This window comes from Planctomonas sp. JC2975 (assembly GCF_012985205.1).
In the GTDB taxonomy this organism is placed as follows: Bacteria; Actinomycetota; Actinomycetes; order Actinomycetales; family Microbacteriaceae; genus Humibacter.
This window is the reverse complement of record NZ_JABEKS010000001.1, coordinates 431,955-454,629: the sequence shown is the minus strand read 5'-3', so window position 1 is coordinate 454,629 and position 22,675 is coordinate 431,955. Positions and strand designations below refer to the sequence as shown.

The following is a 22,675-nucleotide window of genomic DNA, read 5'->3' as shown; positions in this document are numbered from 1 at the left end:
GGTATTGCATCGGGAGCAGAGAATCCCTCGAACGCATCGACCGCAGGTCGCACGCGATCCGGGACAACATGAATGGTCGTGGTCTGTGGCCCAGCCGCTTCCACCCGGTGAGTCCGAACTACAGATCGCACAGACGCGGCCTTGCGCTTCGAATATCGCCTCCCACTGGAGGCGATTCAGGCCAAAGTTGCTCACTTGGCGGCAACGGATGCAGACGTTCGCCTTATCGAATTCCACCTCGGCAAGCCACTGCTCGCAGACGTGGCACCATCGCGCCCCCGCGTCGTCCCTGACCACAGCGCGAACAATTCGCGGCGGTACTGCGGCTCGGACATCGCCGGTCTTGCGGAGCCTGTCGTAATGCAGCGCGCAATACCCCAGCGATTCGTGCCGACGATCGCATCCCGCCACTGCGCAGGATGTCCTCAATCGCTTCACGGGTACTTCGGGGCTCGTCGAGCCGGTCTTGCGCTTGCGCTCGTAGTGCGCACCGCACAGATCTACCGAAGGCGTCCGCGTCGGATAGTCACATCCGGGGACTGAACAAGTATTCTTGACCACGTTGGACCCCTAACCGGTCTAGCCAAACCCCGGCCTGCGCCAACAGGTGCGGGGACTTTCTGATCCTACCGGGCAGTTAGGCGAATGGGTCGCTCTGATCGCCCTCGTCTTCGCCCTTGATGCCGAGGCTGTTCTCCGCGGCGGGGGTCAGCCCGAACTGGCCGGCCCACGTTCGGAGCTCGCGCCCTGCGTTGCGAGCAATGCCGACCGCCGGGTGCGGCAGGGTGCCCTGCTTCGCCTCGATCGTCAGCCCCTCAGTTGCAATGATGCGCGTCGCCTCGACGAACGTCGCCCACGTCTCGCAGTACGCAGCCAGCGCGGCGCGATCCTCGCTCTTGAGCACTTCGAGTCGTGAGAGTTCAGGCACGACCCGATCCCATTCCGCGTGTGCCTCGGGGGATAGCCACTCGGGTGCGACGGGCGGCAAGCGCTTGAACTTCGGAGGCTCTGCCACCTCGCGCCCACCCGAATCGCGGCCGACGCTACGCCCTCCGATGAGCCGCAGAGCGGCCGGTGCAGTAGCTCGAGGCACGACAGACCCCCCTATCGACGTAGTGAGACGCAACGCGCGAGACTGCCCAGACGGGCTTCGGGCTCACACCGGTAGAGATTCGTTGACCCCTACCGGTGTGGTCGGTCGTCGTCGTCACCCTTGGCAGCGTTGCGTCGCTGGTGTTCTGCCGAATGATCCGTCTTCGCGTGTTGTTTTCTTCGCGTGGCATGGGTGGCAGAGGGCTTGCAGGTGTTGCTCGTCGTATGCGTGGGGGCAGGTGCGTGAGTGCCCGTGCATGTGGTCGACGTCGGTGCTCTCGGGGCGTTGCCATAGTGGTAGTCGTGTGCACTCGGGTGAGGTGCAGTACGGGTGGTGTGCCAGGTAGTTCTTGGAGAACGCTGCCCATTCGCGTGTGTATCCGCGTGCGGTTCCGTTGGGTCGGCGTCGGTCTGCTTCGCGTCGGCGTTCGGTGCGGTGTTCTTCGCATCGGTTGCCGTCGTAGACGAGTGCACCGCAGCCCTGCTCAGCGCAGATTGTCGGTGCTCTGTACGGCATGGTCAGATCACGTACTCGTCGGCACGCTGGACGTACCCGGCTGCACGGAGCAGGGTGTCCATTGCTTCGGGTGTGACCTCGATGATGTCGCCGTGCGCACCGTGCTGGATCGGGATGAGTACTGTCTCCGTGAACTCACCGAGCGTGCGCGTGTATTCGAGCGTGCGAGGCGTCGGCGTGGCCATCATGCGGTGAACGCTCCCGTCGTCTGGTCGTAGCCCTTGGGTGCTTCGGGCTCGATCTTCGGCCACTCAGGTTGCTCGCTCGTGGGCGCTGTTGCCTCGGGTGCAGTGGTCTCGGGTGCAGTGTCCGGCGTTGTGTCGGTCTTGGCGTCAGCCATGTCAACTCCTCGGGTGGGTGTGTGTGCCGTCGCTGCGCAGATACGCCTCGCCGGAAAGGTGAGCGGCGTCATGAGCGTTCTTCACGGGCGACGTTCCATGCCGCGCCGTGTTGACGCAGCGACGGCAAGATCAGGGCTGGTGACCTGTTCGCGGGATAGTGCGAGCGGTTGACCTCTGCGACTGTGAGCGGCATGGTCAATATCCCGGAGCCGTTCCTCACAACGGCACAAGATCTGCACGAGTCCGAGTTCAAGATGATGAACACCTGGCGGGATATTGCGATGCAACCTGATCTGCCGCGTTGGTACGGGGTGCTCTTGTCGAGCCTGGCCTGGATGCTGAATGGCGAGCCCGTCGAATACGTCACGGCGTCTCGACAGGACGGAGACACCCTCGCTCGAGTGGTTGTCTTCACCGGCACGCGGATCATCCTCAGCGACGTCGCTGAGGGCGGCGACGTGGTGCCCATTGCGTATCCACGCGAGCGGATCAAGGCTATCGGCGTGCAGGCCGAGACCAGCGTGTTCGGGTCGAGAGACCCGTTCGAGTCATGGCCCGGAGATCTCCGTGTGGTCGTTGTGCACGAAGATGCGCCCGTCGTGGCGCTGCCGCTCGACCAGTCACCGCGGTCGCGCGGACGTCTCCCTGGCCTCACTGAAGCACTTCGCGATTCAATAGGGCCCAAGGCATGAGGAAAACCCCGGCGACCGCGTTGGCAGATCCCCGGGGTTTTGGGTTGCCCACTACGGGCACTCTTTCATTCTGGTGCGGTCACATTGGACATATTGAACCGGTCCAGTCATGATGGCTGGCGTGTCGTGAATCGGCGGCCCGCACGGCGTTCGCCTCCTTATCGCCGGACCCGAGGCGAGTCTCACGATCGCTGGCGGCGGAGATGTAGCCATGTTCCTTGCTTCGGACTTGAAGCGCAGGCACCTGGCATCGAGGAATCAGCGCAGAAGTCAGCCATGCGTAACCTCAGCGAGGCTTAAACCGCTGGTGTTGATGACGTGCTCATCTTCGTCTCGGGAGTCTCCGCCGTGGAAGTGGGCGAGCCGTGCACTTGGCGGGGCTGTGAGCGTCCAGACACGGGCATCCAGCCCGGCATATGTTAGGCGGTTCGCGAACCAGGCTGCACGTTCACGGTCTGTGGTCCACGACCATCGTCGACGCCTCGACGGCGTTGCTCCTCGCCAGACGGTGATGCTCTCAGTCGGGAATGGCCGGCGAGTGGCGTTGTCGAGGTATCCGACCTCGTTGAAGTAGCCGAGCCAGTCGCGGTGGCTGAGCTGAGTCTGCGGGCTGTCTGGCATCGTCCACGCGTCTACTACCGCCTTAGCAAGCTCGTCGAGATCCATGAGATGTGCGGACCCGATCAACGCGAGCGGGTAGATATCTCGGCCGAGCCCGCACCTTACGGCTTCCCACGTCTTGGGGTGTGCCGCGAGGTTCTCCTTGAGTCGGTCCTCCTGACCCCTTCGCTCGGCGGCGAGCATGTCGACCCAAGACGGGAACTGCACCGGATCCGGATTGTCAGCCATCGTGTTCCTCCTTCGGAAAGGTCCTGTCATCGACGAAGCGTTGAAGGTCGTCAGCGCGGATCCGAGTCTTCGCGGTCATGTCCCCGAGCTCGACCTTCCTGAGTTCGCCACGACTAATGCGCTCGTAAACCCAGCCGCGTGACACCTGGAGGTGGTCCGCCACTGAAGCCACGGAGTACAGGCGAACCGCCTCGAATGCTGCAGGAATCTCGTTAGTCCTGGTCGATGGTGTGCGCAGCCCTGCAGGGGGTCGCGAATCACTGCTCTCTTGCGGAGAGCTCTCGCGCAGCTCGCGTTCGAGGCGTTCGCGCTCGATGCGAATTGCGGCGGCGAGAAGGATCTTCGCGGCGGCACGCAAGCATTCCTCGCGGGAAGGTCTCCGCTCGACAACCTCGAGTGAAGTCGAGACGGTCTCCTCGGCCGATTGAGGTTTCATTGGGGCTGTCCGCCTTTCGTGTCTGCTCCAGAAGCCAGCAGCGGGCCGAAACGCGAGCGCGGACCCGGCGAACGCGTTCGGCCGCTCGCTGACAGCGGCATCCCAGAATTCCTCGGGTGCCATGACGAAGCGTGCCCGTACTCGTCGCGTTGCGCCAGTGTCCTTCTCGCAGAAGGTGCGAGCAATTGCCGCCGAAGGTCAGCGCGTTCTGATCACCCGACACGACGTTCGTCGCATCCTCGGCATGTGCGCGCCGTGTTCGCCTAGCGCCCCTCAGGTGATCGGGCAAAAGTCGGATGCCTTCGGTAACCGGTCTTCTGGGCCTCGACTGCAATGACGTCGGCGGCGAGGAGCAGCGTTGTGTCGTTCTCCTCGCGGATGACCACGAGATGCGCAGCGACCCACCGTCGGAGCGTGCGCTTGGATCGTCCGGTGATGAGGGCGGCCTCATGGAAGGTGAGCCAGGGTTTCAATGGATCGCCTCTATCGCCAAGATGTCGTCGATCTTGTCCTGGTCGCTCTGTTCCCAACCGCAGATGCATCTCACTGTGATGGGGTCCGCGAATGCTTGGGGCGGGATCCACTGCACAATTGGCGGGTAGGCGCCGTGGACTGGGTTCGGGCAACGCATGCGACGCAAGGGACGCTCTCGCTCTTGGATGGGAAATGCCCTAAGCGCACGCTCGGCGCAAATGCTGAAACGGACAGCGTTCGTCGCTCCGGACGTCGATGACACCCACGCTTCGGCCTCCGCGGGGGCACCACGAAGGTATGACCGCACTTCGTCAACCGCGAGGGTTGTCATCGGCAGGTTGACGTACCCATCCTGGTGGCCGTGCACGCCCGCGTTGTCGTGACTGATTAGCGTCGTATGGGAGGCGATGACATTCTCCGCGAGGTACCACTCCGCGAGTGTCACTTCGAGGCGACGCCAGCAACGGAGACAGAGCAGCCCAACCCGGGAAGGCTGAGGTAAGCATCCGCCGCACTGCTCGTACTGGCAGTTGTCTCGATGCTCATCCTTGACGGTGCAGGATCGGACTCCCTCGAGTTCGTTGGTGATGCATTCGAGATAGCTCATGACGCCGGTTGGTCCTCTCTCGGGCTTGGTGTTGGTCACGCTGCGGGCTGCTCATTGCTCGTGTGTTCCAGCCACCACGTTGCGGTTGCTTCTCCCGGTCCCCAGGCCCGTGCGCCGGCGGCGATCGTCGGTGAGCCTGGGTCACGGGGATCCGCCGGGATGCCGGGCGGCCACTCGTTCACGAGTCACGCTCCACTGCCCGAACGAACTCGCCCTGCCACCAGAGCCGGATGTCCTGATGTGATGGGCCCTGGCGGTTTTTCGCCACATACAGGTGGAGGTCGCCTGGGATTGGATTGCCGTCCGTGTCGTCCTCCTTGTACAGGAAGATCGCGACGTCGCCGTCCTGTTCGATCGCGCCTGACCCGCGAAGGTGCGCCAGGGACGGCCTGCCGTCCCCTTGTCTGTTCAGCTGGGACAGTGCGATCACCGGCACTTGCAGGTCCATCGCGAATTGCTTCAGCCCGCGCGTGATGTCCGCGATCCGTGTTGTCTCGTTCTCCGACCGCGGCGTGGACAACAGGTGCAGATAGTCGATGATGACCGCGGCGACATGCGTTTCGCGAATCACGGAGCGGGTAGCCGCGCGAATCGATGCCACTGTCTGAGTGCCGGAGTCCAGCACTCGTATGTCGCGCCTTGAGCTCGCCATCCACGCTCGCTCCCGAGCGACCGCCCACTCGGCTGAAATGGTCTGCCCATAGGGGAGCTGAGCCTGCTGGGCGAGAATCCTCGAGTAGACCTCACCCCGGTCCATTTCCATCGTCGCGAAGATGACTGCACCGTGGCCGGCCAGTTCGTACGCGATCTGAGAAGCGATCGCGGACTTCCCCACGCTCGGCCGAGCACCGATGACGTACACGCGACCAGCGCCGAATCCTGTGATTTCCGCGTTCAGCGAGCGCCACGGGGACGGCATCAATGTCACACCAGCACGGTGCCTGTTGATCACGTCTTCGGCGTCGTCGAGCATCGACGTGACGCGTTGGTCGCGCATGGATGCGGCGTCGTCGACCTCGCGCCGCGCCGTGTCGACGAGGTCTTCGACTGGCATCGTGTTGGACCACTCGATGATCCTGGCCGCCGCTTCGCGGAGCTTTCGGCGCGTGGCACGTTCGCGCACCGCCCGGTTGTTCTCGATGACTCGCACTGCGTCGGTGTACGCGTTCGTCGAGTTCCAGATCGTCGCCGAATGATCGGGGAAGTCCTCGGCGAGGAGAGCCTGCGTGACGCCGAGCCGCTTCGACCAGCGCTCGAGGATCCGGTCGAAGATGTTCGCGTAGATCGCATTCTCGAAGTCATCTCCTGTGACCGTGACGTCGCCGAGCGCCTGCTCGTTGAGGAGGCAACCACCGATGAGGAGCAGCTCCGGGTCAAGCGACATGAGCGGCACCCTTCAGGAAGTCCGGCGTTGCGAGACGCGCACGCTCGGCAGCTTCCTCGCGACGCCGCCGAGACTCATCCACAGTTACCGCCGGTGGTTGCTTGACGGCCGTTGGAGTCGGAACTCCGGGCTTCCGCTTCGCTGCAAGCCGCAACTGGTCGTACTTTTCGCGAAGCTTCGACATCGACAATATGTTCGAACGCCAGAACTCGTCACCCTGAGCCCACCGAATGGCTGCGGCCACCTGCTCCACCGTGTGCTGATCACGATCGAGCAGGAGACGAGCAGCGTCGACGTTCTTCTTCGTTCGTGAAGGCTTCTTGCCTCCGTTGCGCTCGATCTCAGCATCGAGGAGATCCAGCAGTTCCAAAACCTCGGGTCGCGGAGTCGCGTCAGCGACTTCCGACGAAGAAGATTTGTTCTTAGTAGCTGTAGCTGTAGTAGTGCGCAACCCTAAGTCTTGGTCAACGTTTGGGGTAAACCCATGGGCAAACCCGAGGGCAAACTCTGCTGCTGACCTACCCGAAAACGCAAGCACGGTTTGGGCCTGTGCGACATCCCACGCTCGCAAGTCGGGCTGCTTCTCACGGAGCTTCTGCACCTCGAACGCGATCACCTGGCGGATCCGCGACGACGCCACAGACGCGAAGGCCAGGGTCATCGAAACGACAAGCCGCGGCTGCTTCATCAGGCCGTCATGCTTCACGAACGACCGAACCAGGACCTCCTCGGTCTCCTCGTCGACCACAATGAACAATCCGGCGGCGAGCTCCGCGGCGTCGTGCTTGATATCGTCTGCTGTCTTGCCGGCGGTCATCGCTGCGAGGCGTCGCGGCCGCCATTCGGCGACGCCTGCATAGTTCAATGTGGAGTGGGTCAGCAACAGCAGATAGAGGTGTTGAGCTCCTTGGCTGAGGTTCCTCCAGTCCTCGTCTGCCCACATGTCGACGCGAATGTTCGCTCTGTCCCTAGCCACTATTCGCCCCTGCCCAAGGACAGCCGCGACTGCTCCGTCGCGGCTGTCCTTGACTCGTACTGGCCGATCACGTCTCAGTCGCTCGCTTCCAGGAAAGTGATGACGACGGACGGAGCGAGGCCGGAAAGGTTGCTGATCCGGCCGACCGGGACCCCATACTTCGCGGCCAGGCGCACGTATAAGCCGTCATGTACGTGGTCCGACGTCGGGATCATCTGCAGATAGACCTCGGCTATGCCTTCCAGACCTCTTCTGTCCTCGGGCGACGAGACTCCTTGGAGCGACCCAACGATCGTCGACACAAACTTGTCGAGCGTCCCGTCGCGACGCGGCCTCCACAGACTGGTGACACCCTTGCGCAGCTCTACGGGCTGCACAACAGCTGTCCCGTCGTCGAATGTGAGTGAAGCGCGCCTGGCGCCTTCCGTGTACCTCGGGTACTCATCCCATGTGATGCCGCCGACGTGTCGAGCGAGAGCCATGGTCAGCTCATAGCGAGCGGAATCGATGATCTCGAAGGTCTCATCCTCATCGTCGAGTTTGTCGTTACCGCTGAGATAGTCGCTGATGTGCTCGAGCAAGCCGACCACCTGATTGACGACCTCCTTGAGGCTGTCGAGCGGCGTGTAAGGCGTGTCGGTCGGCATCAGAGCTTTGCCCCAAGCTCCGTGGCCGCGGCCACGGTCTTCAGCAAGATCGCACCGATCCGTTCCGCGTCTTGGCCGGTGAGGGTGTGGTTCCAGCCGATCTCGCCGTTGCGGTACTGCTCGCCATACCGGACGACGGTGGCGCGTTCCGCGATGCGTCCGGTCTTCAGATCGTGCTCTACGACTTGCTGCACCTTCGCGCACCACTCGCCGAGCTGGGTAACTTCGCCGTCATACACGACTTGTACGTGGCGGGCGTTCGCGCACATCCTGGTCTCCGTGGTGATCGCCCAGGACGGCTGGGGGAGCGGCGGGTCGGGGATCTCCGCGGTGTGCATGAAGATCAGGTCGAGATGGCTCCGGTTAGTGATCCGGAACCTGCTTGCACCCTCGATCTTCTTGAGACGAGTAATCACCTCGTCGACGGTGGTGTAGCCGTTCTCGCGCCATGCCGGAAAGTCGGCGTAGGCGAGCCAGCGTGGGTCATCCTCGGTCAGAGGCGGCATCGCGGCGCGTTGGCGGAGGATGCTTTCGCGCCACTCGGTGTACATCTGGGCGTCGATCGGGTTTAGGGTGTTCACGGGTTAGTTCTCCTTGTAGGGGGTTTCTGACTTCTCGCGGTCGCCCTGCTGCAACAGGTCGGCCGCTTCTTCTTTGAGTGCGACCGCGAAGGGTTCGCGGTTTTCGTCAGCACGGATCACGAGCAAGCTCGACAACGTCCGTGCGACGTCAGTGCTGATGCGGATCCGTACCGGGCCTTGCGACATCGACAGGATCAGCGCGTGCTTCAGGCCCGCAGACTCGATGTTCCGTTCTGCTGCCTTAGCTGTCGGATCCTTCACGCGGACTCCTTGGCGAACTGAGCGTCGATCCACGCCTCGAGGTCATCCTCAGCCATGACACGCCGGCCACCGACGACAGCCGTGGGCGCGAGCGCGCCTGTGTGAATAAGCCACCTCGTCGCCTGATCCGAACGTCTGATGCGCTCCGCGATCTCTGGGACCAACAGCAACCTGCCCTTCGACATCTCATCTCCTCATTGTTCGCGTGAGCACCAAGTTGTTCACGCGCGAAACAATAACACGCGCTGTCGAACAGAAGCAACTAGGGGCTAACATGTCCGCATGAGTGTGAACCCATCGGATGGCCTTGGAAAACGCTTGGCCCGATACCGCAGGCTCGCCGGGATGAGCGCCCAGCAACTAAGCGACGCGCTCGGGGGGCAGCTCTCGCGGGTGATGATCGCCAATATCGAGCGCGGGTCAAAGAAGGACGTCACGGTCGATCAGATCCTGGCGATTGCGTACGCTCTCCAGGTTCCGCCGGTCGTCCTCATGGTGCCGGTTGAGGAACCTATGCGATGGGTACGAGTAATCGACGGCCGACAGAAGGGGACCGTCGCGAACTTGCGAGCTGGCGCCCTCGCTGAATGGATCACGTATTGGCCATCACCATTCAGAGGAGACCGCGACCGACCCGACCCAGCAATGGCGAAAGCGAACTCGGTTGCTGCATCATTCACCCTCGCCCGTACGATGCTGCGACTCTTGAAGGAGCATGACATCTTGACCGACGAGGTCGACAGCCTTGCGCAGAAGGTGCAGGAGGATCCGGAGCGCGGTGACGTTCTCGCCGAGCGGCAGGCGGAACTGGAGTCCGTCGCACAGAAGCTCGAAGACCTTGGTGTCGATCTGACGAACTTCAAGATCGACGAGTGAGCGATGAGCATCAAGCGTCGTCCTGACGGGAAGTGGCGCGCCCGGTACAGGGATGCCGACGGGCGCGAGCATGCGAAGCACTTTGCCACGAAGCATGCGGCCCAGGAGTGGGAGCGCACCGAGCTCGCGAAGATCGACTCTGGGACATGGATCAGTCCAGGACGAGCGGCAACGACGATAGGCGAGTGGTGCGATGCGTGGCTCGAGGGCTACGCCACGAAGCGGCCATCGACCTACCGGCAGGCGCGCACGCATATCAAGCTGATTCGGGCGAAGTTCGGCGCCCGGAAGCTTTCGTCGATCCGACCATCGGAGATCCGGTCGTGGATGGCTGAACTGCAAAGCGAAGGGCGTGCGCCGTCGTACGTCTACGCAATCCACGCCAGGCTGTCGCAGCTGTTCACGGATGCCGTGCACGACGGTCTCGTCGTGAAGTCACCGACATCGCGACGCACGTCTCCGCCGGCTGGCAAGCAGCGGCCCTACGTTGCGACGACCGAGCAGGTGTGGGCCCTGTATGACGCGATGCCAGACGGGCTGCGGCCGGTCGTGCTGCTCGGCGCGTTCGCTGGGCTGAGGGTGGCTGAGATCGCCGCGCTTCGCGTGTCCGACGTGGATTTCATGCGCGGCATCATCACGCCATCGATTCAGTACCCGTCCGAGCCGCTCAAGACGGAGGAGTCGAAGAATCCGATCCCGATTCCACACGAGCTCGCACTGATGCTGAATCGGATACCGGCGGAGTGGGGGAGTAGCACGCTCGTCGTGTCCGAGATCGGCCGGCCGATCGCGCCGTACACGATCGAGACGCACTGGATCCGTGCTCGCAAGACCGTCGAAGGTCTTCCAGACGGGTTCCGGATCCACGACCTTCGGCACTACTTCGCGTCGCTCTTGATCGCGGCAGGTCTCGACATCAAGACGGTGCAGGCGCGGCTTCGGCATGCGTCCGCGAAGACGACGCTCGACACGTACGGCCACATGTGGCCCGACAAAGACGAGTCCGCACGAGCAGCGGTCGCGGATGTTCTCGCTGCTCGTGCGGACTCAGTGCGGACTAGCGCCGCTTCTGCCCAGTGATCTAGCTACACGCCGTAGTAGAGCTCGAACTCGAACGGGTGCGGACGCTGCGCGAGGGGCTTGATCTCCTTCTCGCGCTTGTAATCGATCCAGGTCTCGATGAGCTCCGGGGTGAACACGTTGCCTGCGGTGAGGAAGTCGTGGTCGGCCTCGAGAGCGTCCAGCACGGCGTCGAGCGTTCCCGGAACCTGCGGGATCGACTTCGCCTCCTCGGGCGGGAGCTCGTAGAGGTCCTTGTCGACCGGCTCGTGCGGCTCGATGCGATTGCGGATGCCGTCGATGCCGGCCATCAGCTGAGCAGCGAACGCGAGGTACGGGTTGCCCGAAGCGTCGGGGGCGCGGAACTCGATGCGCTTGGCCTTCGGGTTCGTACCCGTGATCGGGATGCGGATGGCCGCGGAACGGTTGCCGGCCGAGTACACCAGGTTGACCGGAGCCTCGAAGCCCGGGACCAGACGGTGGTAGGAGTTGACCGTCGGGTTCGTGAAGGCGAGCAGCGCCGGAGCGTGCTTCAGGATGCCGCCGATGTACCAGCGCGCGAGGTCCGACAGACCTCCGTAGCCGGCCTCGTCGTAGAACAACGGCTTGCCTTCGTTCCACAGCGACTGGTGCGTGTGCATGCCTGAGCCGTTGTCGCCGAACAGCGGCTTCGGCATGAACGTGGCGGTCTTGCCCCACTGCTCCGCGGTGTTCTTGACGATGTACTTGAACTTCAGGATGTCGTCCGCCGCGTGCACCATCGTGTCGAAGCGGTAGTTGATCTCCTGCTGTCCGCCGGTGCCCACCTCGTGGTGCGCACGCTCGAGTTCGAGGCCGGCGTCGATCAGCTTGAGTGAGATGTCGTCCCGCAGATCCGCCGTCTTGTCGACAGGGGACACGGGGAAGTAGCCGCCCTTGTACGGGGTCTTGTTGCCCAGGTTGCCGCCCTCTTCGGTGCGACCGGAGTTCCAGGCCGCCTCTTCGGAGTCCACGATGTGGAAGGCGCCGTTCTGCTTCACTTCGTAGCGCACATCGTCGAAGATGTAGAACTCGGCCTCTGGGGCGAAGAACGCGGTGTCGGCGATACCGGTGGAAGCAAGGTACTTCTCCGCCTTCTTGGCGACCTGGCGCGGATCCTTGCCGTACACCTCGCCGTTGCGCGGGTTGAAGATGTCGAACACCATGATCAGCGTGCGCTCGGCGCGGAACGGGTCGATGTACGCCGTCGTCACGTCGGGGATCAGCTGCATGTCGGACTCGTGGATCGACGCGAATCCGCGAATCGACGAGCCGTCGAAAAGCTGCCCGACGGAGAAGAACTCCTCATCGACAGTGGAGGCGGGAATGTTGAAGTGCTGCTGCACACCGGGAAGATCGGTGAAACGGATGTCGAGGAACTTGACGTCCGTGTCCTTGATGAACTTGAGCACCTCGGAAGAATCACTGAACATGCGGAATCTCCAAGCGAGTGTCGGGAGGCGGGTCGGACTGCGCGAGCAGCCGCTGCAAGGCTAGGTGCCAGCGGTTTCCCCACCGTATCGCGATTGTTTCCGGGATGTTACGTGGAGGCTGCCGATCCATGCCGCTCGAGCAGGTGCATCGGCGAACTCGTCCGCATGGTCGATGACCATGAACGGCGGAGTCTCTCGTGGTGCGCGGATAGACTCGCCCGGTGTCCAGCTCCACGCCGCCGCGCCGTTTCGGTGACCTCGCCCCCAGTCACTATCCAGGGGAGCGCCTCGGGCTTCCCGAGAGCGGTCCGAGCTCGGTTGGACGAGCCGGGCGACGCATCCTCGGACTCGTCATCGACTGGGCGATCGCATCGTTGCTCTCCCTCGCATTCGCGCACTACGACAGCTGGGCGACCCTCGGCATCTTCGCCCTGCTCCAGTACGTCTTCATCCCGACGATCGGGGGGAGCATCGGACACCGCCTCGTCGGGCTTCGCCTGGTCGCGCTGAACGGCAAGTGGGCGGGTCTGTGGCGTCCGCTGGTGCGCACCGTTCTGCTGTGCGTTGTCATTCCGGCGATCGTGTGGGACTCCGATCAGCGCGGATTCCACGACAAGGTCGCGGGAACGGTGCTGATCCGCACCTGAGCCTTCCGGCCCGAAATGGGATGTGCGGCGGTCGATTCGACCGCCGCACATCCGCTCAGATTTCTTCAGCGAGCCCGCTGCGGACGAACCTTCAGCGGGTCGACACCCTTCGGGATCGGCATCTGCGTGCCGAGCGAGTTCAACCGGTTGTCCACCGCGAGCACCTCGGGCTTCGTCAGCGCGACCTTGATCTTGGCCATCCGACCGGCGAGCTTGTGCAGGGGAACGGCATCCGCATCGGGACCGACGGAGAACACGTTGATCGGCACGTTCGGAACGATGCGCGCGATCTTGCGCTTCTCGTCGTCGACCATCTTGCGCGTGCGCGTCTGCGGCCCCTCGCCGATCAGGACGATGCCGCCACGGCCGACCGCACGGTACACGGCATCACGCGTACGACCGTTCACTGCCACCGGCATCTCGCTGCCGCGCCACGAACGCTTCAGCGAACTGCGCAGCACGGCGCCGACAGCACCGGGCTGTCCCTCGATCTGCGAATAGGCGGCTCGCTCCGCACGACGGCCGAGGACGAGGATCCCGCCGAGGGCTCCGGCGAGCACGCCCGCCAGGATCCACAGCACGATCGAGAAGACGTTGCCGCCCGTGATCGTCAGTGCCAGCACCACGCCGATGACGGCGCCGAGCAGGAGCGTGCCGAGCATGTACCAGGGAGCCCGTGCGTCGTAACGACGGGTCATCTGGAACACCTGCCACATCTGCTTGATGCGGCCGGGTTCCTTCGTCGCTGCCGAATCCTTACGTGCCATGGAGAAAAGAATACCGGGTCAACACCTGCGAAAATGCGGGTGCACTTGCTTCGGACACGGACGCGTCAGACTGCCTGCGCGAAGCCGAGCGAGGCATCCGCCAACGCTTGCATCGCAGCCGGGATCTCGCGGCCCTTCGCCGCCATCGACTGAGCCCACAGACGCCCGGCGCGATACGACGACCGCACAAGGGGACCGGCGAGCACACCGAGGAATCCGAGTGCCTCGGCCTCCTCCTTGAACTCGACGAACTCCTCCGGCCGCACCCACCGTGCCACCGGGAGGTGCCGTGGACTCGGACGCAGGTATTGCGTGATGGTGAGGATGTCGGTCCCCGCGTCCCGCAGATGCACCAGCGCCTCGCTCACCTCGTGCCGCTCCTCGCCCATGCCAAGGATGAGGTTCGACTTCGTGATCATTCCCGCGTCGCGACCCTGGGTGATCACGTCGAGCGATCGCTCGTAGCGGAACGCGGGACGGATGCGCTTGAAAAGTCGCGGCACGGTCTCCACGTTGTGTGCGAACACCTCGGGTGCCGCGTCGAACACCTGCCCGAGGTGCTCCGGCCGTCCGCTGAAGTCCGGAACGAGGATCTCCACACCCGTTCCCGGTGCCTGGCGGTGGATCTCCCTGATCGTCTCCGCGTAGAGCCACGCGCCCTCGTCAGGCAGGTCGTCGCGCGCGACTCCCGTGACCGTCGCGTAGCGCAGGCCCATCGTGGCGACGCTCTCACCGACGCGCCGAGGCTCGTCAGCGTCGAAGTCAGCAGGCCTCCCCGTGTCGATCTGGCAGAAGTCGCACCGTCGGGTGCACTGGCTGCCGCCGATAAGAAACGTGGCCTCGCGGTCCTCCCAGCACTCGTAGATGTTGGGGCAGCCCGCCTCCTGGCAGACCGTGTGGAGTTGCTCGGACTTCACGAGGTTCTGCAGCTGCGTGTATTCCGGACCCATCCGAGCACGCGTCTTGATCCACTCGGGCTTGCGCTCGATCGGCGTCTCGGCGTTGCGTGCCTCGAGGCGCAGCATCCTGCGCCCCTCAGGTGCGGCCGTCATGCGACGACGCCGATCACAGCGTCGAAGTGCGCCCGCACGACGGGCGCGGCATCCTGAGGAGTTACTGTCCGGCCGAGCTCCCTGGAGATCGTCGTCACACCGGCGTCGCGGATCCCGCAGGCGACGATGCGGTCATAGGGCGCGAGGTCGTTGCTGCAGTTCAGCGCGAACCCGTGCATCGTGACACCGGAGGCGACGCGGATGCCGATGGCCGCGATCTTCGCGTCCGGCCCCTCCTGCGACACCCAGACACCGCTGCGGCCCTCGACCCGGTGGCTGTCGACGCCCAGGTCGGCGAGCACGTCGATCAACATGCCCTCCAGACGGCGCACGTAGCCGACCACGTCGATGGGTTCAGGCAGGCGGAGTATCGGGTACCCCACGAGCTGCCCCGGCCCGTGCCAGGTGATCTTGCCTCCACGGTCGACATCGATCACCGGCGTGCCGTCGGCAGGCCGTTCGTCGGGTTCGGTGCGCTTGCCCGCTGTGTACACGGACTCGTGCTCGAGGAGGAGGACGGTGTCGGGCGCCCGCCCGTCGACGACAGCAGCGTGCACAGCGCGTTGCTGGTCGAGGGCGACGAGATACGGCACGGAGTTGGCGCTTAGCCCCGTGTCGACGTAGTCGATCACGGCGGCAAGTCTACGTGGGTCTCGTCGTCCTCATGTTCCACCAGCGCCCTGGGTGCACAGAGTGAGGTCCTGACGGGCATCCGGCCCGGTGGACCAGGAATCCTGCTGTCCATGTCACGACGCACCCAACCGCGCACGCAGCGGCACGCACGGCGGCGCGATCCGCATCCTGCAGCTGGCGATGCATCGGCCCCGGCGACAGTGCGCACTCAAGTCGGCGGATACCGCCTGCTCCGTACTCTCGGGTCCGGCACGCGCAGCGTCTGCTATCTCGCAACCGGCGACGACGGCCAGGTCGTCGTCAAGATGCGCAGGAACTCCGACGATTCCGCTCTCGACGACGCCTCTGCGGAGGAATGTCACGAGGTCGAGTGCCTCTCGGCGCTCGACGATCCGCATGTGGTGCGCATCCTGGATGTCGCGGTGGGTGCCGACCATCCGTCGTGCGTCGTACTGGAACGGCTCGACGGCCCTTCCCTGGCGTCCTGGCTGCGCGACAGGGACTTCATCGACGTGGCGGAAGCGGTCACGATCGGGGTGTCCATCGTTCGAGCGGTCGCCGCGGTCCATCGCTCGGGCTGGACGCACGGTGCGGTGACGGCGACGAACATCCTGTTCGATGCGGCAGGGTGTCCCGTTCTGATCGGATTCGGCGGAGCACTCCGCTCCACCGGCCAGCGGATGTCGGCCGACTGGGGGGCCGCTGCGACCGTCATCGAGTCCGTCGTCGTGGGGTCCGAAGGAGCAACCGACGCGGCGATCGCGAACGTTCGGGGCGGACTGCGAGCGCTGATGGCCGCGGACAGCGGCGAGAGGACGGCGATCGCGAACGCCGAGGAGGCACTCTTCGCGCTGGGTCCAGCCGGACCCGTCAGCACCGGCCGGGCCCGCAGCGCAGAGGCCGGCGACCGAACCGTCGTGCCCGGCGTCGATCGACGACGCCAGAGCACGGCGCCGACGAGCGCTGAAGGCCGGGAATCGGCCGCTTGGCGACACGGATCGCATCTCGTCGCCGCCGCGATGGAGCAGGGGATCGGCGCCGTGCTCTCGGATCCGCTGCGCCGTCTGCTGCACGGTCGAAGGCGGGCGGTGGTCGTGGGGATCGGTGCGGCTGCCGCGCTGACAGCGCTCGCACTCTTCGCCATGCCCGGGCCTCCGGCCGGCAACGCACAGACGTCCGCACCGACGATGGCGCCCGCAGGCACGGCCGACTCGCGCGCTGCGCCGACGCCGTCGGCACGGACATCCGCTGGGACGACGTCTGCCCGCACCGGTTCGCCGTCGACGTCCACTCCGCCGGCATCGGCGTCCCGCGAATCCTCGCCGGATGACGACCCCGTGAAAGCTGCAGCCGCGCTCCTGAAGCGCCGGTCCACGTGCTTCGCTCGCTCGGAATCCGGATGTCTCGCCGACGTCGATCAGGAGGGCTCGCCCTTGCTCGAGGCGGACATCGCACTCATGGCTCGAGGTGGCCGGCCAACGGACACGCCGACCGAGGCGCGGCTGTCACTGATCGAGTCGATGGGAGCCACATCCGTCATCGCCGTCGCGCCCGATGATGCGGAGACGACGAAGCCGGCTTCGCTCCTGGTGATCAGGACCGAAGCCGGCTGGCGTCTTCGTGCATTCTTCGAAGACTGACGTCGTTGATGGCGCGGGTTACGCGATCGGAGTCAGATTCCGAGGTCGTTGTCGAACGCGGCTTCCTCGAGGCGGTTCTTGACCGCGACGAGAAACCGAGCGGCATCCGCCCCGTCCACGATGCGGTGGTCATAAGAAAGCGCGAGGTACACGGTCGAGCGGATGGCGATCGAGTCCGTGCCGTCCGCCTGGACGACGACGGGCTTCTTCGTCACGATGCCCGTGCCGAGGATGGCGACCTGTGGGAGGAACACCAGGGGAGTGTCGAACAGCGCGCCACGGGATCCCGTGTTCGTGACGGTGAACGTGCCTCCGGCGAGCTCATCCGGCTTCAGCTTGTTGTCACGGGTGCGCTGAGCGAGGTCGGAGATCTGCTGCGACAGCTGGGCGATCGTCAGGCCGCTCGCGTCCCGCACCACAGGGGTCAGCAATCCGCGTTCGGTGTCGACGGCGATCGAGATGTTCTCGTGATCCGGATAGACGATGTTGTCGCCGTCGACCGTCGCGTTGATCACCGGGTACGCCTTCAGCGCCTCGGCGGCAGCCAGCGTGAAGAACGGAAGGAACGACAGCTTCGTTCCGGCCGCCTTCTCGAACTCGCCCTTCACACGGGTGCGCAGCCCTGCCACCTTGGTGACGTCCACCTCGACGACGGTCGTCAGCTGAGCGGAGTTCTGCAGCGACACGACGGCGCGGTCGGCGACGACCTTGCGGAGTCGGGACATCGGCTGCACGGTTCCACGCAGTGGGGACGTCTCGAGCTTCGTGCTGGCCGGAGCCACTGCCGCAGGAGCCGCAGTGCCCGCGCTCAGCACGTCCTGCTTGCGGATCCGCCCGCCGACGCCCGTGCCGGTGACGGCCGCGAGATCAACGCCCTGCTCGTTCGCGAGCTTGCGCACGATCGGGGTGACGTAGCCGGATCCCGCATGGGATCCGGAAGCAGCAGGCGCCTGGGCTGCGGGCGCCGGGGCAGGGGCAGCAGGAGCCGAAGCAACGGGGGCCGGGGCAGCCGGAGCCGAAGCAACAGGAGCCGGCGCAGCAGGAGCGGTCGCAGCAGGAGCCGGCGCAGCAGGAGCCGGCGCAGCAGGCGGCTGCTCCACCTGAGCCGGCGCAGCAGGAGCCGGCGCAGCAGGAGCCGGCGCAGCAGGCGGCTGCTCCACCTGAGCCGGCGCGGGCGCCTGCTCCGGAGTCTCTGCGGCGGCGGACGGAACCTCGGCCGCCGGTGAAACCTGCGCCTGCGCGGGCTCAGCCGCAGCGACCGGCTGCGCCGGCGCTGCCTCCTGGGACGCAGGGGCTTCCTGGGCGGCAGGGGCTTCCTGAGTCGCAGGGGCGGCCTGCTCGGCCGGAGCTGCGGGCGCCTCGGCTTCCGCCTGCGGCTCGGCGGCAGGTGCCTCGGCACCAGCGCCCGAGCCGTCACCGATCGTCACGAGCGGAGTTCCGACCTCGACGGTCTCGTCCTCCTGCACGAGGATCTGCTCGATGACACCGGCGACAGGCGACGGGATCTCCGTGTCCACCTTGTCGGTCGATACCTCGAGCAGCGGCTCGTCGACCTCGACGCGGTCGCCCACCTGCTTCAGCCAGCGGGTTACCGTGCCTTCCGTGACACTCTCGCCGAGTGCCGGGAGGCTGACGGATTCGCTCATGACTATGTCTCCTTTAAGAATGCGATTCGATACGAAAGCTTATTGCAGTGCCCGGCCCGGCGCCGTGGTCACAGCGCATGCAGCGGCTTGCCTGCGAGGTAGAGGAACGCCTCGCCGAGAGCCTCGTTCTGGGTGGGGTGCGCGTGGATGAACGGCGCGATGTCCTCGGGGTACGCCTCCCAGTTCACGGCGAGCTGCGCCTCTCCGATGAGCTCTCCGACACGTGCACCGATCATGTGGATGCCGACGACCGGTCCGTCGTTGACGCGCACGACCTTGATCGAACCCGTGGTGCCGATGATCTCGCTCTTGCCGTTGCCTGCGAGGCTGTAGTCGTACGACGTCACGTTCTCTGCGCCGTATTCCGCCTCGGCCTTCGCCTGGCTCAGTCCGATCGACGCGACCTCCGGGTCGCAGTACGTGACCTTGGGGATGTTCACATCCGACACGACGATTGGCGACAGGCCGGCGATCTCCTCCGCGACGAAGATGCCCTGCTGGAATCCGCGGTGCGCGAGCTGCAGTCCGGGCACGATGTCGCCGACGGCGTAGACGCCCTCCACGCTGGTGTGGAGGCGCTCATCGGTGATCACGAATCCGCGGTCGACGGTGACGCCGGCTTCCTCGTATCCGAGCCCGGCCGTGACGGGTCCGCGGCCGACCGCGACGAGCAGCAGCTCGGCGTCGACGGTGTCACCGTTCTCCAGCGTCACAACGACGCCGTCGTCGTTCTGCGTCACGCCCTGGAAGCGGATGCCGAGGCGGAAGTCGATCCCGCGGCGACGGAAAGCGCGCTCGAGGGACTTGCTGATCGACTCGTCCTCGTTGGGAACGAGATGGGGGAGCGCCTCGATGATGGTGACCTCGGCGCCGAACGACTTCCACACACTGGCGAACTCGACGCCGATGACACCGCCGCCGAGGACGGCGACCTTCTTCGGAACGAAATCGAGCTCGAGAGCCTGCTCGCTGGTTATGACGCGGCCGCCGATCTCCAGCCCTGGCAGCGAACGCGAGTACGAGCCGGTCGCGAGCACGATGTTCTTGCCGACGTAGTCGACGTCGCCCACCCGCACGGTCTTCGGCGCGACGAGACGGCCCTCGCCCTCGACGGTTGTGATGCCGCGTGCCTTGACCAGGCCCTGAAGGCCCTTGTACTTCTTCGCGACGATGCCTTCGCGATACGTGGTGACTCCGGCGATGTCGATGCCCTCGAACGAGGTGGTCACGCCGAACTTCGACGATTCGCGCGAGTAGTCGGCGACTTCGGCTGCATGCAGGAGCGCCTTCGTCGGGATGCATCCGCGATGCAGGCAGGTCCCTCCGACCTTGTCCTTCTCGATAAGGGCAACAGAGAAGCCGAGCTCGCTTGCGCGCAATGCCGCTGCGTAGCCTCCGCTCCCGCCGCCCAGAACCACGATGTCGAAGTTCTGCTCAGACACCCATTCACTCCTCGGGTCGGGATGGTGGACGTCACCGTCTGCGAGCGATCGGTCTTCGGCTGCAGGCGGCCGTCAGTCGGCAGGCGATTCCTGCCCATACGACCCTACTACTGGGCTATGAAGTCCTCGGCCACGGCGACCAGCGTTCGCACCAGAACTCCGGTCGCCCCCTTCGGCGTGTAGCCGTGCGGTGATCCGAAGTTCTGTGCGGATCCGGCGATGTCCAAGTGCGCCCACGGCACGGTTCCTGCGCCAGCGTCGTCGGATGCCTTGCCCACGAACTCGCGCAGAAAGACGCCGGCCAAAAGCATCCCTCCCGCCGTGTTGCCCGGCGTGGCGTTCGTGAGGTCGGCGACCTCGGATGCCAGTGTGGCGCGCAGCTCCGCAGGCAGCGGCATCGGCCAGACGAGCTCGTCGGCGCGTGCGGCGGCGTCCCTGATGCGGGTCACCACCTCGTCGTCGCCCATGACGGCTGAATACCTCGTGCCCAGTGCGACGATCTGGGCTCCGGTGAGCGTCGCGATGTCGATCACGACGTCCGGATGCTCGTCCGACGCCGCCTGCAGCCCGTCAGCCAGCACGAGCCGTCCCTCCGCGTCGGTGTTCAGGACCTCGACGCGTGTGCCGCCCTTGATCGTGAGCACGTCGTTCGGACGGATGGCGGAACCGGAGGGCAGGTTCTCGGCGATGCACATCCATCCGGTGACGTGCACGGGAAGGCCCAGACGGGCGATGGCCACGACGGCCGCGAGAACGGATGCCGCACCCACCATGTCGTATTTCATGCCGACCATCGACACCGGCGGCTTGAGCGAGAGGCCGCCGGAGTCGAACGTGATGCCCTTGCCGACGAGCGCGACATGAGCACCGGCTTCGGCAGGCGCGTAGTCCAGGCGGACCAGCCTCGGCGGGCGAGCGGATCCGCTGCCGACGCCCAGTATTCCGCCGAATCCATCGGCCGCCAGCGCCTCTTCGTCCCAGACCGTCACCGCAATGGGGAGGTCGGCGGCCGCGGCGACGGCCGCTTCCGCGAGGTCCTGCGGTCCCTGCTCCGACGGCGGGGTGTTCGCGAGATCGCGCGTGAGGAAGACGGCGTCCGCAAGCACTCGTGCGCGGTCGACGAGTTGCACGGCGGCGTCCGACGAACCGATAACGACGATTTCGGCGACAGGGGCTCGATCGCCACCGCGCTTCGAACGACCGTGAAAGGCGTATGCACCGATGGCGGCGCCTTCCAGAACCGCCGTGAGCTGCGCATCCGTCTCCGCACTGGGATCGAGGATGAGGCGTCCGTCTCCTGCTGCCGAGCGTGCCGCGGCACCCGCCGCCGCTCGGAGCGCCGCGGTGGTGGCGGCCGGTCCGACGCCGGCGAGCACGACGGGCAGGTCGTCGACGACGCCGGCGGGCATCCGGATCACCTGGTCAGCAGCTCCCGTCGACTTCACCTGCGCGAGCAGATCAGTCGCGACATCACGGCCGAGCACGGTCGGCGCATCGCTTCCTGAGCGCACGAAGAGAACGAGGACGTCGCCAGACGCCGGGTCGGGACGAGTGGAGGCGAGGGCAAGAGAGGGAGAAGCCATATCGAGGATGCTACGGCGCACGGGCTGTTCGCTGAGGGCTTGCTCCAGCCTCCCAGAGCGCCGGGGACCGCTGGCTAGCATGGTTTTCATGCAGGATCCTCGCGAGCTCTACGACGTTCGGTCGGCACTGGACGGTGTGCCGACCGGCCTGTACCTCGTCGCTGGTCTGACCGGATTCGCCGACGCAGGCGCAGCCGTCTCGCAGTTGAGCACGTATCTGCTGGAGACGATGGACAACGAGGAGATCGTTCGGTTCGACTCGGATGCGCTGCTCGACTACCGCGCGCGGCGTCCGATCATCACGTTCGATCAGGACCACCTCACCGACTACCGTCCCGCCCAGCTGAGCCTCTATCTGATGCGCGACGAGCTCGGGCAGCAGTTCCTCCTGCTCACCGGATACGAGCCCGACTTCCAGTGGGAGCGGTTCTCGACCGCTGTTCTCGACCTGGTGTCCCTGCTCAAGGTGCGGTCCACGATCTGGGTGCACAGCATCCCGATGCCCGTGCCGCACACACGGCCGATCGGCGTCACCGTGAGCGGCAACCGCGACGGCCTCGCCGACTCGATGTCGGTGTGGCGTCCCACCACTCAGGCGCCCGCGACGGCGATGCATCTCGTGGAGTACCGCCTGCAGGAGGTCGGCGCCTCCACCATCGGATTCGTGCTGCTCGTTCCCCATTACCTGGGAGACACCGAGTACCCGGCTGCGGCGGTGACCGCGATCGAGAGCATCAGCACGGTGACGGGTCTGATCTTCCCGACGGACAAGCTGCGCGAAGAGGACCGCGAGTTCATCGCGAACATCGACGAGCAGGTCGCGGGCAATCCGGAGCTCGAACGCCTCGTTGGCGCACTCGAACAGCGTCACGATGCATACATGCAGGACAGCCCCGTGAAGTCGCCGCTGACCCACCTCGATGGGGCGTTGCCGTCGGCCGACGAGATCGCAGCGGAGCTCGAGAACTTCCTGGCCTATCGCCGCAAGGGCGACGAGGACGCGTCCGGCCGATAGGCACAGG

General features: G+C 65.2%; 25 protein-coding genes. 6 read left to right on the top strand and 19 right to left on the bottom strand.

Annotation, left to right across the window (positions count from 1 at the left end; translation table 11 throughout):
* Positions 1-637: 637 nt before the first annotated feature.
* The 3 genes from HII28_RS02130 to HII28_RS02120 all read right to left on the bottom strand — a co-directional run bounded on the left by HII28_RS02130 (position 638) and on the right by HII28_RS02120 (position 1,949).
* Positions 638-1,015: a phage terminase small subunit P27 family gene (locus HII28_RS02130; RefSeq protein ID WP_205864538.1), complete on the bottom strand. Its 378-nt coding sequence runs from the start codon at positions 1,013-1,015 to the stop codon at positions 638-640.
* A gap of 596 nt (positions 1,016-1,611) precedes the next feature.
* Complete coding sequence (locus HII28_RS02125) at positions 1,612-1,797, bottom strand: hypothetical protein (RefSeq protein ID WP_170023907.1); 186 nt, start codon at positions 1,795-1,797, stop codon at positions 1,612-1,614.
* Positions 1,794-1,949 (bottom strand): hypothetical protein, encoded by a 156-nt coding sequence (locus HII28_RS02120; protein WP_170023906.1) that lies wholly within the window; start codon positions 1,947-1,949, stop codon positions 1,794-1,796. Before HII28_RS02120 ends, HII28_RS02125 begins: the two co-directional genes overlap by 4 nt.
* 168 nt (positions 1,950-2,117) lie before the next feature.
* On the opposite strand from HII28_RS02120, the gene HII28_RS02115 reads away from it, so the two are divergent.
* Positions 2,118-2,642, top strand: coding sequence for a hypothetical protein (locus HII28_RS02115; RefSeq protein ID WP_170023905.1), 525 nt, complete (start codon positions 2,118-2,120; stop codon positions 2,640-2,642).
* A 270-nt stretch (positions 2,643-2,912) separates the two neighbouring features.
* On the opposite strand, the gene HII28_RS02110 is transcribed toward HII28_RS02115, so the two are convergent.
* The 9 genes from HII28_RS02110 to HII28_RS02070 all read right to left on the bottom strand — a co-directional run bounded on the left by HII28_RS02110 (position 2,913) and on the right by HII28_RS02070 (position 8,857).
* Positions 2,913-3,491: a hypothetical protein gene (locus HII28_RS02110; RefSeq protein WP_170023904.1), complete on the bottom strand. Its 579-nt coding sequence runs from the start codon at positions 3,489-3,491 to the stop codon at positions 2,913-2,915.
* Positions 3,484-4,050 carry a helix-turn-helix domain-containing protein gene (locus HII28_RS02105; protein WP_170023903.1) on the bottom strand — a complete coding sequence of 189 codons (567 nt, stop codon included), beginning with the start codon at positions 4,048-4,050 and terminating at the stop codon, positions 3,484-3,486. The genes HII28_RS02110 and HII28_RS02105 overlap by 8 nt, the downstream gene beginning before the upstream one ends.
* A 140-nt stretch (positions 4,051-4,190) precedes the next feature.
* Complete coding sequence (locus HII28_RS02100) at positions 4,191-4,400, bottom strand: hypothetical protein (protein ID WP_170023902.1); 210 nt, start codon at positions 4,398-4,400, stop codon at positions 4,191-4,193.
* Positions 4,397-5,047, bottom strand: coding sequence for a hypothetical protein (locus HII28_RS02095; RefSeq protein WP_170023901.1), 651 nt, complete (start codon positions 5,045-5,047; stop codon positions 4,397-4,399). The genes HII28_RS02100 and HII28_RS02095 overlap by 4 nt, the downstream gene beginning before the upstream one ends.
* Before the next feature lie 139 nt (positions 5,048-5,186).
* Entirely contained in the window at positions 5,187-6,392 is a 1,206-nt protein-coding gene (locus HII28_RS02090; RefSeq protein ID WP_170023900.1) for a replicative DNA helicase, read from the bottom strand.
* On the bottom strand, positions 6,382-7,335 hold the full coding sequence (locus HII28_RS02085; protein WP_170023899.1) for a hypothetical protein: 954 nt from the start codon (positions 7,333-7,335) through the stop codon (positions 6,382-6,384). Before HII28_RS02085 ends, HII28_RS02090 begins: the two co-directional genes overlap by 11 nt.
* A gap of 107 nt (positions 7,336-7,442) precedes the next feature.
* Positions 7,443-8,015, bottom strand: coding sequence for a hypothetical protein (locus HII28_RS02080; protein WP_170023898.1), 573 nt, complete (start codon positions 8,013-8,015; stop codon positions 7,443-7,445).
* Positions 8,015-8,596, bottom strand: a complete 582-nt coding sequence (locus HII28_RS02075; protein ID WP_170023897.1) for a hypothetical protein — start codon at positions 8,594-8,596, stop codon at positions 8,015-8,017. Before HII28_RS02075 ends, HII28_RS02080 begins: the two co-directional genes overlap by 1 nt.
* 3 nt (positions 8,597-8,599) lie before the next feature.
* Positions 8,600-8,857, bottom strand: coding sequence for a hypothetical protein (locus HII28_RS02070; protein ID WP_170023896.1), 258 nt, complete (start codon positions 8,855-8,857; stop codon positions 8,600-8,602).
* Positions 8,858-9,139: 282 nt separating this feature from the next.
* Between HII28_RS02070 and HII28_RS02060 the strand changes: the two genes are divergently transcribed.
* Both HII28_RS02060 and HII28_RS02055 read left to right on the top strand, forming a co-directional pair.
* On the top strand, positions 9,140-9,733 hold the full coding sequence (locus HII28_RS02060; protein WP_170023894.1) for a helix-turn-helix transcriptional regulator: 594 nt from the start codon (positions 9,140-9,142) through the stop codon (positions 9,731-9,733).
* A 3-nt stretch (positions 9,734-9,736) separates the two neighbouring features.
* Positions 9,737-10,813 carry a site-specific integrase gene (locus HII28_RS02055; RefSeq protein ID WP_170023893.1) on the top strand — a complete coding sequence of 359 codons (1,077 nt, stop codon included), beginning with the start codon at positions 9,737-9,739 and terminating at the stop codon, positions 10,811-10,813.
* Positions 10,814-10,818: 5 nt separating this feature from the next.
* On the opposite strand, the gene glnA is transcribed toward HII28_RS02055, so the two are convergent.
* Positions 10,819-12,243 (bottom strand): type I glutamate--ammonia ligase, encoded by a 1,425-nt coding sequence (glnA, locus tag HII28_RS02050; protein ID WP_170023892.1) that lies wholly within the window; start codon positions 12,241-12,243, stop codon positions 10,819-10,821.
* Positions 12,244-12,464: 221 nt separating this feature from the next.
* Here glnA and HII28_RS02045 point away from each other — a divergent pair, with 221 nt between their 5' ends.
* Positions 12,465-12,890, top strand: a complete 426-nt coding sequence (locus HII28_RS02045; RefSeq protein ID WP_170023891.1) for an RDD family protein — start codon at positions 12,465-12,467, stop codon at positions 12,888-12,890.
* Positions 12,891-12,955: 65 nt separating this feature from the next.
* On the opposite strand, the gene HII28_RS02040 is transcribed toward HII28_RS02045, so the two are convergent.
* From HII28_RS02040 to lipB, 3 genes are all read right to left on the bottom strand, one after another.
* On the bottom strand, positions 12,956-13,657 hold the full coding sequence (locus tag HII28_RS02040) for a DUF4191 domain-containing protein (RefSeq protein WP_170023890.1): 702 nt from the start codon (positions 13,655-13,657) through the stop codon (positions 12,956-12,958).
* Positions 13,658-13,722: 65 nt separating this feature from the next.
* Positions 13,723-14,709 carry a lipoyl synthase gene (lipA, locus tag HII28_RS02035; RefSeq protein WP_170023889.1) on the bottom strand — a complete coding sequence of 329 codons (987 nt, stop codon included), beginning with the start codon at positions 14,707-14,709 and terminating at the stop codon, positions 13,723-13,725.
* Positions 14,706-15,341 (bottom strand): lipoyl(octanoyl) transferase LipB, encoded by a 636-nt coding sequence (lipB, locus tag HII28_RS02030; protein WP_170023888.1) that lies wholly within the window; start codon positions 15,339-15,341, stop codon positions 14,706-14,708. Before lipB ends, lipA begins: the two co-directional genes overlap by 4 nt.
* 111 nt (positions 15,342-15,452) lie before the next feature.
* Here lipB and HII28_RS02025 point away from each other — a divergent pair, with 111 nt between their 5' ends.
* Positions 15,453-16,982: a protein kinase gene (locus HII28_RS02025; RefSeq protein WP_170023887.1), complete on the top strand. Its 1,530-nt coding sequence runs from the start codon at positions 15,453-15,455 to the stop codon at positions 16,980-16,982.
* A 32-nt stretch (positions 16,983-17,014) separates the two neighbouring features.
* Here the strand turns inward: HII28_RS02025 and HII28_RS02020 are convergent, their stop codons facing one another.
* From HII28_RS02020 to HII28_RS02010, 3 genes are all read right to left on the bottom strand, one after another.
* Positions 17,015-18,628, bottom strand: coding sequence for a 2-oxo acid dehydrogenase subunit E2 (locus HII28_RS02020; RefSeq protein ID WP_170023886.1), 1,614 nt, complete (start codon positions 18,626-18,628; stop codon positions 17,015-17,017).
* Positions 18,629-18,696: 68 nt separating this feature from the next.
* Positions 18,697-20,070, bottom strand: a complete 1,374-nt coding sequence (lpdA, locus tag HII28_RS02015; RefSeq protein ID WP_170023885.1) for a dihydrolipoyl dehydrogenase — start codon at positions 20,068-20,070, stop codon at positions 18,697-18,699.
* 107 nt (positions 20,071-20,177) lie between these two features.
* Positions 20,178-21,653, bottom strand: coding sequence for a leucyl aminopeptidase (locus HII28_RS02010; RefSeq protein ID WP_170023884.1), 1,476 nt, complete (start codon positions 21,651-21,653; stop codon positions 20,178-20,180).
* A gap of 88 nt (positions 21,654-21,741) precedes the next feature.
* Between HII28_RS02010 and HII28_RS02005 the strand changes: the two genes are divergently transcribed.
* Positions 21,742-22,668 (top strand): PAC2 family protein, encoded by a 927-nt coding sequence (locus HII28_RS02005; protein WP_170023883.1) that lies wholly within the window; start codon positions 21,742-21,744, stop codon positions 22,666-22,668.
* Positions 22,669-22,675: the final 7 nt, after the last annotated feature.

Bases quoted from the DNA above. Each gene is read 5' to 3' on its own strand.
- HII28_RS02125 (WP_170023907.1), bottom strand. From the start codon at position 1,797: ATGATGGCCACGCCGACGCCTCGCACGCTCGAATACACGCGCACGCTC.
- HII28_RS02120 (WP_170023906.1), bottom strand. From the start codon at position 1,949: ATGGCTGACGCCAAGACCGACACAACGCCGGACACTGCACCCGAGACC.
- HII28_RS02110 (WP_170023904.1), bottom strand. From the start codon at position 3,491: ATGGCTGACAATCCGGATCCGGTGCAGTTCCCGTCTTGGGTCGACATG.
- HII28_RS02105 (WP_170023903.1), bottom strand. From the start codon at position 4,050: ATGGCACCCGAGGAATTCTGGGATGCCGCTGTCAGCGAGCGGCCGAAC.
- HII28_RS02090 (WP_170023900.1), bottom strand. From the start codon at position 6,392: ATGTCGCTTGACCCGGAGCTGCTCCTCATCGGTGGTTGCCTCCTCAAC.
- HII28_RS02085 (WP_170023899.1), bottom strand. From the start codon at position 7,335: ATGTGGGCAGACGAGGACTGGAGGAACCTCAGCCAAGGAGCTCAACAC.
- HII28_RS02080 (WP_170023898.1), bottom strand. From the start codon at position 8,015: ATGCCGACCGACACGCCTTACACGCCGCTCGACAGCCTCAAGGAGGTC.
- HII28_RS02060 (WP_170023894.1), top strand. From the start codon at position 9,140: ATGAGTGTGAACCCATCGGATGGCCTTGGAAAACGCTTGGCCCGATAC.
- HII28_RS02055 (WP_170023893.1), top strand. From the start codon at position 9,737: ATGAGCATCAAGCGTCGTCCTGACGGGAAGTGGCGCGCCCGGTACAGG.
- glnA (WP_170023892.1), bottom strand. From the start codon at position 12,243: ATGTTCAGTGATTCTTCCGAGGTGCTCAAGTTCATCAAGGACACGGAC.
- HII28_RS02040 (WP_170023890.1), bottom strand. From the start codon at position 13,657: ATGGCACGTAAGGATTCGGCAGCGACGAAGGAACCCGGCCGCATCAAG.
- lipA (WP_170023889.1), bottom strand. From the start codon at position 14,709: ATGACGGCCGCACCTGAGGGGCGCAGGATGCTGCGCCTCGAGGCACGC.
- HII28_RS02025 (WP_170023887.1), top strand. From the start codon at position 15,453: ATGTCACGACGCACCCAACCGCGCACGCAGCGGCACGCACGGCGGCGC.
- HII28_RS02020 (WP_170023886.1), bottom strand. From the start codon at position 18,628: ATGAGCGAATCCGTCAGCCTCCCGGCACTCGGCGAGAGTGTCACGGAA.
- HII28_RS02010 (WP_170023884.1), bottom strand. From the start codon at position 21,653: ATGGCTTCTCCCTCTCTTGCCCTCGCCTCCACTCGTCCCGACCCGGCG.
- HII28_RS02005 (WP_170023883.1), top strand. From the start codon at position 21,742: ATGCAGGATCCTCGCGAGCTCTACGACGTTCGGTCGGCACTGGACGGT.